The organism is Methylobacterium sp. J-076 (assembly GCF_022829405.1).
In the GTDB taxonomy this organism is placed as follows: Bacteria; Pseudomonadota; Alphaproteobacteria; order Rhizobiales; family Beijerinckiaceae; genus Methylobacterium.
The window spans coordinates 13,279-29,697 of the sequence record NZ_JAKSXW010000141.1 but is presented as its reverse complement, the minus strand read 5'-3'; the positions used below and the strand labels follow the sequence as shown (position 1 = coordinate 29,697).

20 protein-coding genes are annotated in these 16,419 nt (G+C 71.0%); 11 read left to right on the top strand and 9 right to left on the bottom strand.

Annotation, left to right across the window (positions count from 1 at the left end; all coding sequences use genetic code 11):
• Window positions 1–45 precede the first annotated feature (45 nt).
• A complete protein-coding gene (gene mepA / locus MKK53_RS18895) occupies window positions 46–966 on the top strand; it encodes a penicillin-insensitive murein endopeptidase (RefSeq protein ID WP_243930247.1) in 921 nt (306 codons plus the stop codon).
• Between the two features lie 102 nt (window positions 967–1,068).
• Here mepA and MKK53_RS18890 read toward each other — a convergent pair whose 3' ends face one another.
• Complete coding sequence (locus MKK53_RS18890) at window positions 1,069–1,995, bottom strand: sugar kinase (protein ID WP_243930246.1); 927 nt, start codon at window positions 1,993–1,995, stop codon at window positions 1,069–1,071.
• A gap of 113 nt (window positions 1,996–2,108) precedes the next feature.
• Between MKK53_RS18890 and MKK53_RS18885 the strand changes: the two genes are divergently transcribed.
• The 3 genes from MKK53_RS18885 to dgcA all read left to right on the top strand — a co-directional run bounded on the left by MKK53_RS18885 (window position 2,109) and on the right by dgcA (window position 5,083).
• Window positions 2,109–2,981 carry an SDR family oxidoreductase gene (locus MKK53_RS18885; RefSeq protein ID WP_243930245.1) on the top strand — a complete coding sequence of 291 codons (873 nt, stop codon included), beginning with the start codon at window positions 2,109–2,111 and terminating at the stop codon, window positions 2,979–2,981.
• Between the two features lie 103 nt (window positions 2,982–3,084).
• Window positions 3,085–4,098 carry an N-acetyltransferase DgcN gene (gene dgcN, locus MKK53_RS18880; protein WP_243930244.1) on the top strand — a complete coding sequence of 338 codons (1,014 nt, stop codon included), beginning with the start codon at window positions 3,085–3,087 and terminating at the stop codon, window positions 4,096–4,098.
• 1 nt (window position 4,099) lies between these two features.
• A complete protein-coding gene (gene dgcA, locus MKK53_RS18875; protein WP_243930243.1) occupies window positions 4,100–5,083 on the top strand; it encodes an N-acetyl-D-Glu racemase DgcA in 984 nt (327 codons plus the stop codon).
• Between the two features lie 299 nt (window positions 5,084–5,382).
• Here dgcA and MKK53_RS18870 read toward each other — a convergent pair whose 3' ends face one another.
• From MKK53_RS18870 to MKK53_RS18860, 3 genes are read right to left on the bottom strand one after another with little or no spacing between them, the layout of a single operon-like run.
• The gene (locus tag MKK53_RS18870) at window positions 5,383–5,730 is read right to left on the bottom strand and encodes a DUF1491 family protein (protein WP_243930242.1); all 348 of its coding nucleotides are present in this window, start codon (window positions 5,728–5,730) and stop codon (window positions 5,383–5,385) included.
• Between the two features lie 34 nt (window positions 5,731–5,764).
• Window positions 5,765–6,463, bottom strand: coding sequence for a peptidoglycan-binding domain-containing protein (locus MKK53_RS18865; protein ID WP_243930241.1), 699 nt, complete (start codon window positions 6,461–6,463; stop codon window positions 5,765–5,767).
• 20 nt (window positions 6,464–6,483) lie between these two features.
• The gene (locus tag MKK53_RS18860) at window positions 6,484–8,385 is read right to left on the bottom strand and encodes a sensor histidine kinase (protein ID WP_243930240.1); all 1,902 of its coding nucleotides are present in this window, start codon (window positions 8,383–8,385) and stop codon (window positions 6,484–6,486) included.
• A gap of 258 nt (window positions 8,386–8,643) precedes the next feature.
• On the opposite strand from MKK53_RS18860, the gene MKK53_RS18855 reads away from it, so the two are divergent.
• Window positions 8,644–8,955, top strand: coding sequence for a hypothetical protein (locus MKK53_RS18855; protein WP_243930239.1), 312 nt, complete (start codon window positions 8,644–8,646; stop codon window positions 8,953–8,955).
• A 155-nt stretch (window positions 8,956–9,110) separates the two neighbouring features.
• Window positions 9,111–9,746: a class I SAM-dependent methyltransferase gene (locus tag MKK53_RS18850; RefSeq protein WP_243930238.1), complete on the top strand. Its 636-nt coding sequence runs from the start codon at window positions 9,111–9,113 to the stop codon at window positions 9,744–9,746.
• A gap of 212 nt (window positions 9,747–9,958) precedes the next feature.
• On the opposite strand, the gene MKK53_RS18845 is transcribed toward MKK53_RS18850, so the two are convergent.
• Window positions 9,959–10,996: a hypothetical protein gene (locus MKK53_RS18845; RefSeq protein WP_243930237.1), complete on the bottom strand. Its 1,038-nt coding sequence runs from the start codon at window positions 10,994–10,996 to the stop codon at window positions 9,959–9,961.
• Between the two features lie 237 nt (window positions 10,997–11,233).
• Window positions 11,234–11,698, bottom strand: coding sequence for a GNAT family N-acetyltransferase (locus tag MKK53_RS18840; protein WP_243930236.1), 465 nt, complete (start codon window positions 11,696–11,698; stop codon window positions 11,234–11,236).
• A 138-nt stretch (window positions 11,699–11,836) separates the two neighbouring features.
• Here MKK53_RS18840 and MKK53_RS18835 point away from each other — a divergent pair, with 138 nt between their 5' ends.
• Together MKK53_RS18835 and MKK53_RS18830 are read left to right on the top strand one after the other, a co-directional pair.
• Window positions 11,837–12,013 (top strand): hypothetical protein, encoded by a 177-nt coding sequence (locus MKK53_RS18835; protein WP_243930235.1) that lies wholly within the window; start codon window positions 11,837–11,839, stop codon window positions 12,011–12,013.
• Window positions 12,014–12,089: 76 nt separating this feature from the next.
• Window positions 12,090–12,377 carry a hypothetical protein gene (locus MKK53_RS18830; protein WP_243930234.1) on the top strand — a complete coding sequence of 96 codons (288 nt, stop codon included), beginning with the start codon at window positions 12,090–12,092 and terminating at the stop codon, window positions 12,375–12,377.
• 141 nt (window positions 12,378–12,518) lie between these two features.
• Here MKK53_RS18830 and MKK53_RS18825 read toward each other — a convergent pair whose 3' ends face one another.
• Window positions 12,519–13,040, bottom strand: coding sequence for a MucR family transcriptional regulator (locus tag MKK53_RS18825; RefSeq protein WP_243930233.1), 522 nt, complete (start codon window positions 13,038–13,040; stop codon window positions 12,519–12,521).
• 347 nt (window positions 13,041–13,387) lie between these two features.
• Between MKK53_RS18825 and MKK53_RS18820 the strand changes: the two genes are divergently transcribed.
• Entirely contained in the window at window positions 13,388–13,795 is a 408-nt protein-coding gene (locus tag MKK53_RS18820; RefSeq protein ID WP_243930232.1) for a PaaI family thioesterase, read from the top strand.
• An 18-nt stretch (window positions 13,796–13,813) separates the two neighbouring features.
• On the opposite strand, the gene msrA is transcribed toward MKK53_RS18820, so the two are convergent.
• A complete protein-coding gene (msrA, locus tag MKK53_RS18815; RefSeq protein ID WP_243930231.1) occupies window positions 13,814–14,470 on the bottom strand; it encodes a peptide-methionine (S)-S-oxide reductase MsrA in 657 nt (218 codons plus the stop codon).
• 187 nt (window positions 14,471–14,657) lie between these two features.
• On the opposite strand from msrA, the gene MKK53_RS18810 reads away from it, so the two are divergent.
• Window positions 14,658–15,155: a PAS domain-containing protein gene (locus MKK53_RS18810; RefSeq protein ID WP_279599140.1), complete on the top strand. Its 498-nt coding sequence runs from the start codon at window positions 14,658–14,660 to the stop codon at window positions 15,153–15,155.
• Window positions 15,156–15,167: 12 nt separating this feature from the next.
• On the opposite strand, the gene MKK53_RS18805 is transcribed toward MKK53_RS18810, so the two are convergent.
• Complete coding sequence (locus MKK53_RS18805) at window positions 15,168–15,488, bottom strand: PetM family of cytochrome b6f complex subunit 7 (RefSeq protein ID WP_243930230.1); 321 nt, start codon at window positions 15,486–15,488, stop codon at window positions 15,168–15,170.
• A 148-nt stretch (window positions 15,489–15,636) separates the two neighbouring features.
• Between MKK53_RS18805 and MKK53_RS18800 the strand changes: the two genes are divergently transcribed.
• Entirely contained in the window at window positions 15,637–16,305 is a 669-nt protein-coding gene (locus tag MKK53_RS18800) for an HAD family hydrolase (protein ID WP_243930229.1), read from the top strand.
• Window positions 16,306–16,419 lie beyond the last annotated feature (114 nt).

The window sequence follows — 16,419 nt, the reverse complement described above, 5'->3', positions numbered from 1 at the left end:
ACCCGCGACCCTGCGGCCTCCGCCCTCCCCCGGACCGACGCCCGCATGACGCTCCCGCGCCTCGTCTGCCTCTCGACCCTCGCCGCCCTCGCCCTCGCCGGGGCGGCGCGTGCCCAGGACAGGGGGAGCGTGAACCCGAAGCCGCTTCCGCCGCTGGCGAACCCGGACGCCCCCTCCACTCCGGCCAAGGCGCTGTTCGGCCGCGTCACCCACCCGAGTTCGGGATCTCCGCATATCTACGGCTTCTACGCCAAGGGCTGCTTCTCCGGGGGCGAGGCCCTGCCCATGGACGGGGCGCACTGGCAGGTGATGCGCCCCTCCCGCAACCGGATGTACGGGCTGCCGGTGATGGTCGATTTCCTGGAGCGCCTGTCGGAGAAGGCGACCCGGGTCGGCTGGCCGGGCCTCCTGGTGGGGGACATGGCCCAGCCCCGGGGCGGGCCGATGATCACCGGCCACGCCTCCCACCAGATCGGCATCGACGCCGACGTGTGGCTGACGCCGATGCCGGACCACCGGATGAGCCGGGCCGAGCGGGAGGAGACCTCCGCCACGGACATGGTCCGCCAGGACCGCCTCGACATCGACCCCGACGTCTGGACGCCGAACCACCTCCAGCTGATCAAGCTCACGGCGGAGCAGCCCGAGGTGGAGCGGATCTTCGTCAACGCGGCGATCAAGAAGGCGCTGTGCCGGGAGTCCGGCGGCGGCCGCTGGCTGTCGAAGGTGCGCCCGATGTACGGGCACAACTATCACTACCATATCCGCCTGAGCTGCCCGGCCGGACAGGGCGATTGCCAGTCCCAGGACCCACCGCCCTCGGGCGACGGCTGCGACGACCTCGGCTACTGGTTCTCCGACGCCGTGCTCCACCCGAAGCCGCCGAAGGTGGCCCCGAAGCCCAAGCCGCCGATGACCATGGCCGCCCTCCCCGCCGCCTGCCGGGCGGTCCTGAAGGCGCCGTAGGACCCAAGGCTCGCGGGCGTCCGCGCGTCCCCCTCCCCCATCCCAGCCGCCCCCGTCATTGCGAGCGCCGCGAAGCGATGACGGCGCGGGTTTCGGGGGCTCCTAAACCGGCATCGCCTCCCGCGGGATGATCGCCCCCGGATGGGCGATCACCACCCCGGCGAGGCGGTGGCCTTCGCCGGCCGCGCAGACCGGGTCCCGGCCCGCGAGGCGGGCGGCGAGGTAGCCCGCCGCGAAGCTGTCCCCCGCGGCGGTGGTGTCGACGGGGGTGACGCGCCGCGGCACCGGCACCTCGACCGGCGCCCCGGCGGCGCGGACGAGGCAGCCCGGCCGGGCGAGCTTCACCACCGCCTCCCCGACGCCGGCCCCATCGAGCCACGCGAGCACGTCCTCCGGGGCACCGCGGCCGGTCATGGCGGCGAGATCCTCGCAGCCGGCGAGCACCACGTCGCTCAAGCCGATCATCCGGTCGTAGGCGGCCCGCGCCGCCGTGAGGTCGGGCCAGCCGCGGGCCCGGAAGTTGGTGTCGAAGGCGATGCGGGCGCCCCCGGCGTGGGCCTGTTCCAGGGCGGCGAACAGCCGGTCCCGCGCCGGGCCGGCAAAGAGCGACAGGCTGATCCCCGACAGGTAGACGAGCCCCGCCCCGGCGAGGGCCGCGGCGGTGCCTTCGGCATGATCCGCATCGAACAGGCGGCGCACCGGGGCCGCGTCGCGCCAATACAGGAAGCGCCGCTCGCCCGCGGCGTCGGTCTCGATGATGTAGAGCCCCGGCAGGCAGCCGGGCAGGCGGCGGACTTCGCCGGTCCCCACCCCCTCGGCCTCCCAGGCGCGGAGCATCTCCCCGCTGACATCGTCGTCGCCGAGGGCGGTCACGTAATCCACCCGCGCCCCGAGCCGGGCGAGGTAGATTGCGGTGTTGAGGGTGTCCCCGCCAAAGGCCCGGGAGAGCAGCCCGTCGGGCCGGGTCCGCAGCTCCAGCATGCCCTCGCCGAAGCAGGCGACGCGGCGTCCCGTCAGGTCGGCGACCATCGCTTTTCCCCGTCCTTCGGCTTCGCGTCCCATCGCCACGGATCGCTCCGGACGGGGAACGTCCCCTCCCACGACCGGTTGTGCGGGCGACTCACAGCCCCATGGAGAAGCCCGTGACCAATCCGCTCCACAAGTATCCCCGTCCGCCCTTCGAGGGCCAGCCGCAGAGCTTCCCCGGCAAGACCGGCAAGATGAGCCCCGAGCCGGACCATGGCGAGGAGAGCTACAAGGGGTCGGGCAAGCTCAGCGGCAAGGTCGCCCTGATCACCGGCGGCGATTCGGGAATCGGCCGGGCGGTGGCCATCGCCTATGCCCGCGAGGGCGCCGACGTGGCGATCTCCTACCTCCCGGAGGAGCAGGCCGACGCGGAGGCCGTGAGCCAGTGGATCGAGAAGGCGGGCCGCCGGGCCCTGCTGCTTCCGGGAGACCTGAAGCAGGCGAGCTACGCGAAGGAGATCGTCTCCCGCACCGCGGAGACCTTCGGCCGGCTCGACATCGTCGTGAACAACGGCGCGTTCCAGCAGCCGGGCAAGAGCCTGGAGGAGATCGAGGACGAGGTCTTCGAGACCCACTTCCGCACCAACGTGTTCGGCTCGTTCTACGTGACGAAGGCGGCGCTGACGCACCTCAAGCCCGGCGCGTCGGTGATCTTCACCTCCTCCGTGAACTCCAAGCATCCCATGCCGAACCTGATGGCCTACAGCGCCACCAAGGGTGCGCTCAGCAACATGGTGCTCAGCCTGTCGCAGCTGCTCGCGGAGAAGGGGATCCGGGTGAACGGCGTGCTGCCGGGGCCGATCTGGACGCCGTTCATCCCGTCCGGGATGAGCGAGGATGCCGTCAAGTCGTTCGGCAGCCAAGTGCCCTTCGGCCGCCCCGGCCAGCCCGCCGAACTCGCCTCCGCCTACGTGATGCTGGCCTCGGAGGAGAGCAGCTACACGTCGGGGGCTCTCATCACCGTGGCCGGGGCGATGCCGGTGTTCTGAGGGCGGAGGCCCGCCGGAGCATCCCTGTGGGACGGCCGCGGTCTTACCTTGCGGGACCGCGGCCCGATCGCCCATAGACGGACCGAAGCGAGAGGTCCGTCCGATGCAAATCGCCACACCCTATCTGATGTTCCTCGGTGACGTGCCCGACGCCTTGGCGGCCAAGACCGCCTACGGCATCAAGGACTGGCGCCCGGAATGGTGCATCGGGCAGATGCGCCTCCCGGGCTGCCAAGCCGACCTCGGCATCCCGGACCTCACGCTCCCCGAAGCCCTGGCCAAGGGCTGCCGGACCCTGGTCGTCGGGGTGGTCAATGCGGGGGGCGTCCTGCCGGACCATTGGGTGAAGGAGATCGTCGCCGCCATCGAGGCGGGGTTCGACGTGGCGAGCGGCCTGCACGTCCGCCTCGGCGCCGTCCCGGCCATCGCCGAGGCGGCCGGGAAGCGGGGGAGCAAGCTCCACGATGTCCGCCACAGCAGCGAGACCTTCCCGACCGGCAAGGGCACCCGCCGCCCGGGCCGGCGCCTGTTGACCGTCGGCACCGACTGCTCGGTCGGCAAGAAGTACACGACGCTCGCCCTGGAGAAGGGCATGCGCGACCGCGGCCTCGATGCGGATTTCCGCGCCACCGGCCAGACCGGGGTGTTCATCAGCGGCAGGGGCGTGGCCATCGACGCGGTGGTGGCCGACTTCATCTCCGGCGCGGTCGAGACGATCTCCCCGGCCGCCGGGCCGCACCACTGGGATTTGATCGAGGGCCAGGGCTCCCTCTTCCACCCGTCCTTCGCGGGGGTGAGCCTCGGGCTCCTGCACGGGGCGCAGCCCGATGCCTTCGTCGTCTGCCACGAGCCGACCCGCACCACCATGCGCGGTGTCTCGCACCCGCTGCCGACGATCGCGGAGGTCATCGACCTGACCGTGCAGCTCGGCCGCCTGACGAACCCCGGCATCCGGGCGGTGGGCATCGCCGTGAACACCCAGGCCCTGGCCGAGGGCGAGGCCCGCACGCTCCTCGACGCCCTCGCCGCCGAGCACGGCCTGCCGGCGACCGACCCGGTGCGGTTCGGTGTCGAGGGGCTGGTGGACCGGATCGTCGCCGACTTCCCGGAGGCCTGACATGGCCCGTCGCCTCAGCCTCGCCGTCGAGCGGTTCCCCATCGCGGGGGCCTTCACCATCTCCCGCGGCAGCCGCACGGAGATCGCCGTCGTCGTCGCGCGGATCGAGGACGGCGCCCATGCCGGCCGGGGCGAGTGCGTGCCCTATCCGCGCTACGGCGAGAGCGTCGAGAGCGTGTCGGCCCTCATCGAGGCACAGGCCGGGGCGGTCGCGGCGGGGATCGGCCGGGCGGAGCTGATGGCGCGGATGCCGGCGGGCGCCGCCCGCAACGCCCTCGACTGCGCCCTCCTCGATCTCGACGCCAAGGCCGCCGGGCGCCGCGCCTGGGAGATCCTCGGCCTGCCCGCGCCCGAGCCGGCGACGACCGCCTATACCCTCAGCCTCGGCACGCCCGAGAGCATGGGCGAGGCCGCCCGCGCCGCCTCCGCCCGCCCCCTGCTCAAGGTGAAGCTCGGCGGCGATGGCGATCCGGCGCGCATCGCCGCCGTCCGGGCCGGAGCGCCGGGGGCGCGGTTGATCGTGGATGCCAACGAGGCATGGCGTCCGGAGAACCTGGAGGCGAACCTCGCCGCCTGCGTCGCGGCCGGCGTCGCCTTGATCGAGCAGCCGCTGCCCGCGGACGCGGATGCCCTGCTGGCCGGGATCCCCCACCCCGTGCCGATCTGCGCCGACGAGAGCCTGCACGACCGGGCCGGCCTGGACGCCCTCGCCGGCCGCTACGACGCCATCAACATCAAGCTCGACAAGACCGGGGGCCTCACCGAGGCGGTGAAGCTGGCGGAAGAAGCGCGGGCGCGGGGCCTGACGGTGATGGTCGGCTGCATGCTCGGCACCTCCCTCGGCATGGCGCCGGCGACGCTGCTGACCCGCCACGCCGCCTATATCGACCTCGACGGTCCGCTCCTCCTGGCCAAGGACCGGAGCTCGCCCCTGCTCTACGAGGGCAGCACCGTCTATCCCCCCGAGCCGGAGCTGTGGGGATAGCGCCAGGGGCGCCCTCTCCGGTTGTCGGCGGCGGAGCATCCGAAGAAAATCTCGCTGGAATGGTCCGGCAGAGTGGATCGCCCGTCGCGATCCGACGCCGTCATTGCGAGCGCAGCGAAGCAATCCAGGGACGCGCTACGTCTTGAAGCGTCCCGCTTCCCTGGATTGCTTCGCCCTGCTCGCAATGACGGAAGAGGGCTCGGACTTCCCGGTCGAACGATGAGAAGCGGCGGGAGCCGCCTCGCGGACATCACGGGGATCGCGGTTCCCGCCCCGCGCCCCCGGCGCCGGGAGGCCGTTCACTCGGGCGCCAGCTCCAGGAAATGCCGCCCCGAGCGGTCATCGATCTCGATGATCCAGAGGTCCGAATCGAAGCGGATCTCCCGGCCGAGGCGCTCCTCGACATCGAGGGGCATGACGCCGGCCAGCATCGGGCTGAAGCGCCGTTCGCCCAGGTCCTCCGCCTCGGCCATCAGCGATTGGGGCGCCGGCCCGTAGAGGTCGGCGGTGCCGTCGAGGCGGTCGACCTTCACGAAGACCGCCCCCGCCTCCGCGGCCCCGCGCCGCCGAAGCACCGCGGGGATGGACAGATCGTTGAGCCGGCGCAGATGCGCCGAGACCCAGAAATCGGAGCGCAGGCGCGGCATGGCGGTGGAACTCCCGGATGGGCCGGGGCTCCCCCTACCCCTTGGCCGCGCCGGTTTCCAGGGCGCGCAGCGTCTTGCCCGCGGCCTCGCCGGTCACGGGAAGCTTGCGGTCGCGCTCGAACTTCTCGATCGCCGCCTTGGTGGCGGGGCCCATGGCGCCATCAGTCTTGACCGGGCCGTAGCCGAGCTTCGCCAGGGCGCGCTGGGCGCGCATCACCGCCTGGTCCGCGGCCGGGGCGGCGGGGGTCGCCGCCTTGGCCTCGGCCTTCGCCGGCGCCGGCTTCGCCCGCGGGTTGACCGAGGCGGTGGTGTCCTCGGCGCGGATCAATTCGCCGATCGTGTCCCCGGCGGCCTGCTTCGGCGCGGGGGCGGGCTCCTTCGCGACGACATCCCGCACCGGGGCGGGCGCGGCGGCGGCAGGCGCGGGCGGGGCCTTCGCCGCCAGCTTGGGGGCGACCTTGGGCAGGATCGGCGCCGGGTGGCGTCCCTTCTGGGAATCGAGGGCGTTGACGCAGATGAAGCCCGCGGCGGCGACGGCGACGGCGGCCCCGAAGACCGAGCCGGGGCGCTCCCGGCACTGCACCTTGCCCTCCGCGAGGCCGGAACGCAGCAGTTGCATCGCGACACCGCGCCAGCCGGCCTGCCGCACGCTCGGCACGGCCCTGCCCGCTTCCCGGGCCGGGCGCCGGGGGCGCCCGTCGCCCGCGACGGTGATCTCGCGATAGCCTGCCATCGATCCTCCTACTGCTTCCCTTAGCCGGCCCGGCGGAACGGCGCGGACGCGGTGAGATCGGATGCCGCCACGGCGCCGGTGACCGGCTCCGGATCGAACAGGCCTAGGGGAAGTCTCACAACCTTTGGTTTAATTTTCGCCGCGCCGCGCACCGCGGTGTAGATCGGCGCCGGACCGCCGGGGGCATCCTGGTCACGGCCGGCATAAGGAAGCGTCACCGTCACGGCGGTTCCGAGCCCGGGGGCGCTCTCGATGCGGATCGAGCCGCCATGCAGGCCGACGAGGCCCTGGACCACGGAGAGGCCGAGGCCGGTGCCCTCGTGGGCCCGGGCGTAGCCGCCGGTCCCGGCCTGGAAGAACGGCGTGCCGAGCCGCGGCAGGTCTTCGGCTGCGATGCCCATGCCGGTATCTGCGACGGTGATCTCCAGCCCGTCCACCTGACGTTGCAGGCCCACCGCCACCGTCCCGCCCACGCCCGTGTACTTCAGGGCGTTGGAGACGAGGTTGAGCAGCACCTGACGGCAGGCGCGCGGATCGGCGACGATCTCCATCGGGCCGACCGGGTTGGCGATCAGCTGGACCTCGCCCTCGCCGGCCTTGAGCTTCATCAGGTTGCAGCAGGAGCGCACCAGCTCGGAGACGTCCATCGCCTCGGGCTTGTAGTCGAAGTTGCCGCTCTGGATCCGGCTCATGTCGAGCAGCGTGTTGACTACGTCGAGGAGGTGGCGGCCCGAATGCTGGATGACGCTGGCGTATTCCCGCGACCGCTCGGCGCCGAGCGTCACGCCGCCCTCCCCCGACAGCACCTCGGAAAAGCCGATGATGGCGTTGAGCGGCGTGCGCAGCTCGTGGGTGACGTTGGCGAGGAAGCGCCCCTTCACCGCGTCGGCCATCTCCGCCGCGGTGCGGGCGGCCTCCAGTTCCTGGGCGTAGCGATGGTGTTCGGTCATGTCGCGGGTCACGGCCACGACGGTCATCTCACCGGCCACGCCCGCCCCGGCGATGCGGTGCGCGCGCATCTCGGCGTGGATCAGCTCCGACCGGTCGGCGCGGTGGGCGGCCGGATCGACATGCAGGCGCACCGCCAGCGTCGCGGGGCGGCCGGTGGCGGCGACGTCGCTGACCGCGCTCAGGAAAGCGGGCCGGTCGGCGACGTGGACGCGCTTCAGCAGGCCGTGGCCGCGCAGGCTCGCCGCCTCGCTGCCGACGAGCTTGATCGCCGAGGCCGAGGCTTCGATCACCCGGCCATTGCAATCGTGCCAGGTCACGAGATCGTCGATGGCGGAGAGGAGCAGGCGGTCCCGGGCCTCGTTGCTCCGCAGCCGCTCCCGCCACGCGCCCTCGTTGCGCAGGTGCTCCAGGGCCTGGGCCGCCACGTGGCCGAGGGCGGCGAGGGCGAAGACCGGCAGGGCGATGTTGACCGGAAGGGCGATCACCGGATCGGTGCCGAGCCACATCGCCCCGAGCAGGACGGCCCCGATGCCGAGGGCGGCGAGCCCCGTCGCCGCGACGGTGGCGCGCCATGACCCGGAGACCAGGGCCTCCAGGGGGATGACCGCGAGCCAGACGGCGGCGGGCGAGGCCGGGCCCCCCGTCATCATGGCGAGGCAGACGACGAGGCCGGTGAGCCCCGCCGACGACACCGCGTGGGCGAGCCACAGGGAGCCGGTGCGCGACAGCAGCACCGCGGCCATGACCGGGAGGAGAAGGCTCGCGAAGGCGGCGGCCTCGATGGCGGAGGGCACGCCCCGCCACAGCAGGTAGGGCGGCAGCGCCGCCATCGTCACCAGCCCCGTGGCGAGGCGGGAGACGAGGAAGCGCTCGTGCCGATGCCGGATACCGGCATCCTCGCTCGCCGAGCGGTGAACGAGACCGGCGAGGCGCTCGTCGAACAGGCTGGTCAGGACTTTGTTAATGGTCAAGACTCACACGCGCGGCGCAGGATGCTTGTCAGGCAGCCGAGGCGCCTCCGGTTCGACTTCGAACGACTGGGCTACGGTCTCAGACCGCCCTTAAACGAGTGTTGCGCAACTTCCGCGACCGTCAGAGATGCTTTCCACAAAGTAACCGCGACCGTCGCAGGAGGCGTTCACCATCCCCGGCGATTCCGGACGAGGGTTGACGCGCGTTTCACGAAGCCCGGCGAATTGTCCGCGCGGGGTTCATGAAAGGGGCGCCCGATGTACTTCATCCTGCGCGTCGTCCTGGTCGTCGGCGCGCTCTCCTATCTCGCGCTCACGCGCGGCGGTGGCGATCCCGCGGCGGAGATGCGCAGGCTCGTCACCCTCCCCTCCCCCGGGGCGGTGGTCCCGGCCGTGGCCGCGGCCGTTCCGGCGGAGACCCGCGAGCGGGTGATGCGCGATGTCCTCGCCCGGGGCCTGATGGCGGAGCTCAGCCGGCGGGCGGGCGCGCCGGAAATCATGGCCGCGTCCCGGGATACGCTCAACGACGCCGACCGCACGCCCGCGTGGCGGGGTGTTGAGCGGCACTGAGCGCGGCGGAGATCGACAAGTCTTCCGCGAATCTTTCTGCCAATAACAATCGTTGATTGCAGCAGACGAAGACTTTGCGTTTTCGTGTTGTTCCGGGCGAATCCGCCGCCTAAACGTCGTCCCATCGACGGTGATCGAGGCTGGATACGCTTTCCATGACGGCGGACGAACCCATTTTCTCCCATACTTGGGACGGACGCCATGTCGGGATCAGCATCTTCGAGATATGGGACCGGATCAGGACTGTCACCGAGAGCCCCCGGAAGATTCTCGAAGTCGGGTCCTTCGAGGGCTACTCGACCAGCGCGATGATCCGCCTGTTCGCGGACCGATCCCCCATCGAGATCACCTGTATCGACAGCTGGGCGGGGGCGATCCTGTTCGATGAGCGGGTCGACCCGACCCACGAGGCCCGGTTCGACGCCAACGTGGCCATCGCCGTGCGCAAGGCCGAAAATCCGGTGCAGCTGCGCAAGATCAAGTCCGACTCGTTCCGCGCGATGGCGAGCCTCATCCACGAGGGGGAAAGCGAGAGCTTCGACTGGATCTATGTCGATGGATCGCACGAGGCGAAGGATGTCTTCCTCGATGCCGCCGGGGCCTTCCGCCTCCTGAAGCGGGGCGGCATCCTGATCTTCGACGACTACCTCTGGAACGATCCCCTGGCGAAGGGAGGGCACGTCAACCAGACGCCGAAGCCCGCCATCGATGCCTTCGTCAAAATCTTCTACGACCAGCTCACCGTCTTCGCCGGGGCCGGTCTCTGGCAGATGTATCTCAGGAAGAACTAGCGCGTCTTCCGCGAACCTTGGATCAGGCGTCCCCGCGTCCCGGTGCGGGTCCCCTCCCCCCTGTGGGGAGGGGGAGGGGTGGGGGTGGTGCCGGAGAAGGCTCGGCGGTGCCCCCTGACCCATCCCACCTCCCGCTCCTCCCGGGCGAGCCCGAGATGGGCGGGGAGGAGCGCGCGTCGGGCTTCACGATCCAGGTTTTTCCAGAACCCGCGCTAGCGGTTGGCGTCCTGCCGGGTCCGCGTCGGCAGGGGCACCCGCTGCGGGGCAGCGGACTCGGCGCTGTGGCGGAACGAGGCCTCCGGCCCGTGATGGGGCCGGTGCAGGCCCGGCGCCCGCTCGGCCAGGGGCATGTCCAGCACCGCCATGAGCAGGTCGCGGGCGGCGGCGCGCCCGAGGGAGCGGAACACCGCCACGAGGCTCGCCACCCGTTGCGCCGAGCGGGCGACACCCTGGTTGAGCGTCAGGAACACGTAGACGGCCTCGTCCTCGTGCAGGCCCGCCGCACGGATGGCCAGGGTCAGGAGGTCGTAGCGAGCGTCGGCCTCGTCCACGGCCGTGATGAAATCGGCCGGCAGGCCGAGGGATTCCGCGAGGGTCGCCACGAAGGCGGGGACGTCCCGGTCGGTGGACAGAGCGGTCAGGGCGGCGCCGAGACCGCGGGGCACCGGCGGGCACGGCCGGAGCCCGGCCGTCGCCTCGACCGCGCGGACGATCGATTCCCGCCGGGCCGGATCGGCGTGGAGATAGAGCGGCGTGAGGTCCGCCGCCGTCACGTCGGGGCGGGCGAGGACGACCCGGGCGAGGTCGCCGAACCGGCGCGCCCGCTCCACCAGCCGGCGCAAGGGCGCTCCGGCGAGGGTGATCCCGTGGTTCAGGGCCAGCGCCAGATCGACCTCCGCCCGCCCGTCGCTGGACAGGTCCTCGATGGCCTCCCGGCGCAGGGCCGGCAGCGAGGCCAGGCGCGCCGTCAGCATCGCGGGAAGGGGGGCCTCGTCCGCCGCGGTCTCGGCGCCGGGCCCCTCGGCGGCGGGTGCACCGCCCGCGAGGATCGTCGCCTGGAGGGATGCGCTCCGGGCGGCCAGGGCTTCCAGCACCGCCGGGGGCGTCTCCGGATGGACCGCGAGCTTTTCGGCGACGATGCGGACGGTCTCCTGATCGACCGTCGGGATCAGGCCGCAGGCCAACGAAGTGAATGTCTCAAGGGCGGACCGGTCTCGGCGCGGTGCGCGCAGGAAGAGGTCCGTCTGCACGCGCAGGATCACTGGCTTGAGATCAAGCTGTTCGATCCTCGATAATTCGAGGAGCCCGGAAAGGTCCGGCAGCGCATCGGATGCAGGCATCAGGGACCGGTTTACGCAGAAGTACCGTTAGCCGAACCTAAGCCAGCGGCGTGAATCGACCTTTAAGCGGCACCCCGGTCGACCTGCACCAGCCTGGGACCGTCCCCAGCAAAACGGCGTTTATCCCCACCCTATCGCGCCGAAACCTCAGTCCGCCGCCGCCCCCCGGCGCAGGAGCGGGCGCGCGAGGAGGCCGTTTTCCGGCAGGAAGCCCGTGGCCGCCGCGAAGGCCGCGAGGCCCGGCGCGGCGGGATCGGGGGCGAGCAGGAGGCGGTCGCATCCGGCGAGGCGGGCCGACCGGGACGCGGCCTTCACCAGCAGCCGCCCGATCCCCCGGCGCCGGGCGTCGGGCGCCACGGCGAGGGTGCTGACGAACCCCGCCGGCCGCGCCGCCATCATGTCCTGCACGGTCTGGAGGGCGATGAGGCCGCTCGGCGGCCCCCATTCCAGGGCGATGAGCACGCCCCCACCGGCCCGGAGGGCGGCGTCGAGGCGCCCTGTGAGGTCCCCCGGCTCGACCTTGCCGAGGCCGAGATCCGTCATCAGGGCCGCGATGCCGGCCGCGTCCGCACCCGACGCGGCGCGGATCTCAAGCCCATAGCGCTGGCCCAACCTCGCCTCCGGACTGTCCATCGTCCCGAAGCGACAGATGGGAACGGGCGCTGCGCGCACGAGCCCCCGCCCGACGGAACGTCGCCGCACCCGTCGGCTTTGACGGGGCATCGTGGCCTCGCGCAAGGGACAATCCCGATGGGCAAAACGTCGAAGAACACCGGAACCGGCCCTGGGGAGGCCGACGCTCCCGCGCGGGACGGCGATGGAGAGAAGGCGACGGCGCCGAAGACGGAGGGTCCCTCCGCCGAGGAGCAGGCCCGCCTCGACCGCGACGCCGGCGACGTGGCCGACGACATCGCCGATTTCGCCTGAGACACGGCGCATCCGCCGCCCTACCGTCCGCCGCGGCAGGCCACCATCTCAGAGGAAAGACGCAATGGAGACGACGATGACCAAGACCGGATTGTCCCTGGCCGCATCCCTGGTCATGCTGCCGGTGGCGACGACCGGGCTTCTGGCCCAGCCCCTCCCGCCCGGCATCGCGCCCCCGCCCGGCGGGTTCGCCATCTACAGCCGCAACAACACGGGCGGCGACCTGAACGTGACGATCCCCCGCGGCGCCACGGGCGCAGAGACCTACACATCGAACTCCGCCGCAGGGGGCAATGCCGGCCGGCCCGAACTCGCGGTGCCGAACGGCAGTGGCGGCGGTGGCGGCGGCGGGAACTCGCGCTGAGGCCTCGGGACCGGCTCCTCAACGACAAAAGGTGCCGGCCCGGATGGGCCCGCACCTTTCAAGGCGTCTTCGTTCCTGGAACAGCAGGGGCGCGATGCCGCCCCCGCCCTGTGCCCTCCCCGTGGAAGGGCCGCACGGCGACTAGGCCGGCTCCTTCGACTTGCGCGGACGGGCGGCGCGCTTGGGCTTCTCGGCGCCCTCGCTGGCCGCAGCCGGCGCCGGGGTCGCGGCCTCGCTCGCCGCGGCGGACTTGCGGCGCTGCTGGCCGAGGCCGAGGCTGCGGGCGAGTTCCGAGCGCTGCGCCGAGTAGCTCGCCGCCGTCGACGGGTAATCCCGCGGCAGGCCGTACCGCTCGCGATACTGCTCGATCGTCAGCCCGTTGCGTGACAGGTGACGCTTCAGCGTCTTGTAGGGCTTGCCGTCGATGAAGGAAATCAGTGCATCCGGCGTGATCGACTTGCGGATCTGAGCCGGAGTCGGCTTGTCCGCCACCTCGGGCGCCGCCGGCGCGGGAAGGGCGAGCTTCAGGAGCGCTTCGTGCACGCCAGCCAGAAGCGCCGGCAGTTCCCCGACCGGTACTGAATTATTCGAGACGTAAGCGGATACGATATCCGACGCTTGCTCGATCAAGCTCTCGTAGGGGACTGCTGCCGTATCGTCCATCGTTGATTCCCTCTCCTTGGGGCTTCAGCGACGGTTCTAACGTTTGCGTGCCAAAATCAAGAGACATGAGAAGACAATTTTGCACAAACCCATAGAAATCTGTCGTGATTATTCGCGAACGATCCAACGCCAGTCGTCCAGAAGGGCTTTTCAAAGCCGAAGCACCCGGTGAAGGCCTCGTGAGTCCGCTAGCTGTCGCCTCACGCTTTCGTTAGGCCTCCCGGGAGCAGTACGGAGCCCAACAACTATCGGTTTAAACTTGCCATATTTTGTATGCCTGCACTGCACAAATGTGTCTTGTGCGGTCCGGGGAATGGGCTCCGGGGGCGATGGGAAAGGTGGCGCCGATGGGCGACTGGGAGTCCGGAACGGTGTTCGGAGCGCAGATTCCGTTCGTGCGGTACTGCGGGATCGAAGCGTTGGACGTCACGGAGGGGCGCACCCGCCTCCGCCTCGTCCTCGGGCCGGACCATGCCAACAACCTCGGCATCGCCCATGGCGGCATCCTGTGCACGCTGCTCGATGTGGCCATGGGCACCGCCGCCCGCTTGGCGGCGGGCGGCCCCGTCGTCACCCTCGACATGCAGACCCGCTTCCTCAACCCCGGCCGGGGCACCCTGGAGGCGGAGGGACGGGTGACGCGGGGCGGGCGCTCGGTACTGTTCTGCGAGGCCACCATCCGGGACGCGCAGGGCACCCCCGTGGCGAGCGCTACGGGGGTGATGAAGACGGTGGCGCCGAAGGGCGCCGCCTGAGAACGGCGCCCGCTGGCCTCAGGCGGGGACGCCGACACCCACGGGGCAGCTCACGCCGGTGCCGCCGAGGCCGCAATAGCCGCCGGGATTCTTGGCGAGGTACTGCTGATGGTAGGCCTCGGCGAAGTAGAACGTCTCGAGCGGCTTGATCTCGGTGGTCACCTCCGGGAACCCCTTCTCGCGCAGCGCCCCGGCATAGGCCGTGCGCACGGCCTCGGCTGTCCGCGCCTGGGCATCGCCGTCGGTGTAGATGCCCGAGCGGTACTGCGTGCCCATGTCGTTGCCCTGGCGCATGCCCTGGGTCGGGTTGTGGCTCTCGAAGAAGGTGCGCAGCAGGGATTCGAGGGGCAGCACGGCGGGATCGAAGGCCACGAGCACCACCTCGTTATGGCCGGTCTGGCCGGAGCAGACCTCCTCGTAGGTCGGGTTCGGGGTGTACCCGCCCGCGTAGCCGACCGCCGTCACGAACACGCCCTCCGGCATTTGCCAGAAACGCCGCTCCGCCCCCCAGAAGCAGCCGAGCCCCAGCACCACCGTCTCGGTGCCGTCGGGATATGGCCCCTTCAGGGGATTGCCGTTCACGTAGTGCCGCTCGGCGGTGGGCAGCGGCGTCGGCCTGCCGGGGAGGGCATCGGCCGCACCGGGCATTTCGGCCTTCTTGCGAAACAGGAACATCGCTCGCCCCATGGGATTGATTGGACTGCGTTCAATATGGGAAGGCAACCCGCGCTGCGGAAGCCGAGTGCAGGTGCATCCTCGCCGCATCGACGAAAGTCATGGCGCGGGTGGACTTGTCGTGCATCCGTCTGCCTGGGCAGTGAAAGCGGCCGCACGGCGCCGCATAGATCCGGGGACATGGGCTTTGGGGACGGATCAGGCCGGCAATCGTCAGCGCGACATCCTCGAAGCCGAGGCGGTGTTGGGCGATCCGTTCTCGGCCGCGGTGCGGGCGACGCGGATGCCGATGATCGTCACCGACCCGCGCCAGTTCGACAACCCGATCGTCTTCGCCAACGACGCGTTCCTGCAGCTGACGGGCTACACGCGCCTGGAAGTGGCCGGGCGCAACTGCCGGTTCCTCCAGGGACCCGACACCGACCCCGCTGCCGTGGACCGGATCCGCAGCGCGGTCCGCGACGAAGTCGATATCAAGATCGATATCCTGAACTACCGGAAGGACGGCTCGACCTTCCACAACGCCCTCTATGTCGGCCCGGTGCGCGACGAACAGGGGCGGGTCGTCTACTTCTTCGCCTCGCAGCTCGATGTCTCCGAGCACCATCGGCTGGAGAGCGAGATCGCCGCGCTGAAGGTCAGGCTCGCCGCGGCCGAGGCGAAGCTCGCCGCCCAGGGCCTCTGATCCCCCCGCCCCTCAGGGCCGGGTGAGGAAGCCGATGGGCTCGCGGCCGGGCTGCCCGAGCCAGAGCAGGAACGCCCCGAGGGCGAGGCCGACGACGGAGGCCGGCGCCAGGGTGAGGGGCAGGCCCAGCACGTGCCACAGCCAGGGCGCCGCCCCCTCGACCCCCGTCTGAAGTGCCCCGGCCTTGTCCTTGAACAACGAGACGATCACGTCCGACACGGAGGTGATCCGCAGGCCGTTATTCGCGATGGAGCGGGCGCCGTCATAGACCAGGGCGACGAAGCCGCCGGCCATCGACAGCAGGCCGAGCAGGCGGGCGAGGAAACGGAGCATCACCGGGTCATCGAACCGCGCCGGGGCGGCGCGGCATTCCGCCTACGGGCTGCGGCGGGCGGGTGCAAGCGGTTGCGGGCCGGCGGGCCCCGTGCCACAGCCCGGCCCGCGGAGGGCCCCCCTCCGGCACGGGGGAACGATGGCGGGCATGGCAGAGACGGCACCGGCCCTCGTCATCTTCGACTGCGACGGCGTGCTCGTGGACAGCGAGCCCCTGAGCCTCGCCTGCCTCACGGCGGGCCTCAACCGCATCGGCGTTTCCATCGACCTCGACACCGTCCGGGACCGCTTCGCCGGCACCTCCATGGTCTCGATCATGGGGCATATCGAGCGGGACTACGGCGTCCCCGCCCCGCCGGGCTTCGTGGACGACGTGAAGGCCGAGACCCTGGCCACCTTCGACCGGGAGTTGAAGGCGATGCGGGGCGTCGCCGGGGCGATCCGGGCGCTGGACATACCCTGCTGCGTCGCCTCCAGCAGCGATCCGGTGCGGCTGCGGCACTCGCTGACCCTGACCGGCCTGCTGCCCCTGTTCTCAGGCCACGTCTTCTCCTCGGCGCAGGTCGCGCGGGGCAAGCCGTATCCCGACCTGTTCCTCTTCGCCGCCGAACGGATGGGCACCGCCCCCGACGCGTGCCTCGTCATCGAGGACAGCGTCCCCGGCGTGACCGCCGCCGTGGCCGCGGGCATGCGCGTCGTCGGCTTCACCGGCGGCGGCCACTGGGGCCACGATCCGGCGGGGGCGGACTTGCTCCGGGCCGGTGCCGCCACCATCTTCTCCGACTATTCGAACCTGTCTAAAGTCATCATAAGTTAGATTCGCATCTGAGAGTTGTGTTCCCGCCCGCGATGCTTGGAACGTGACAGTTCCACTCGATTCCGTCCCGAAAGCGGAAGACAATTCCGTTGACGTTCGCCGCCCCAGGGAGCA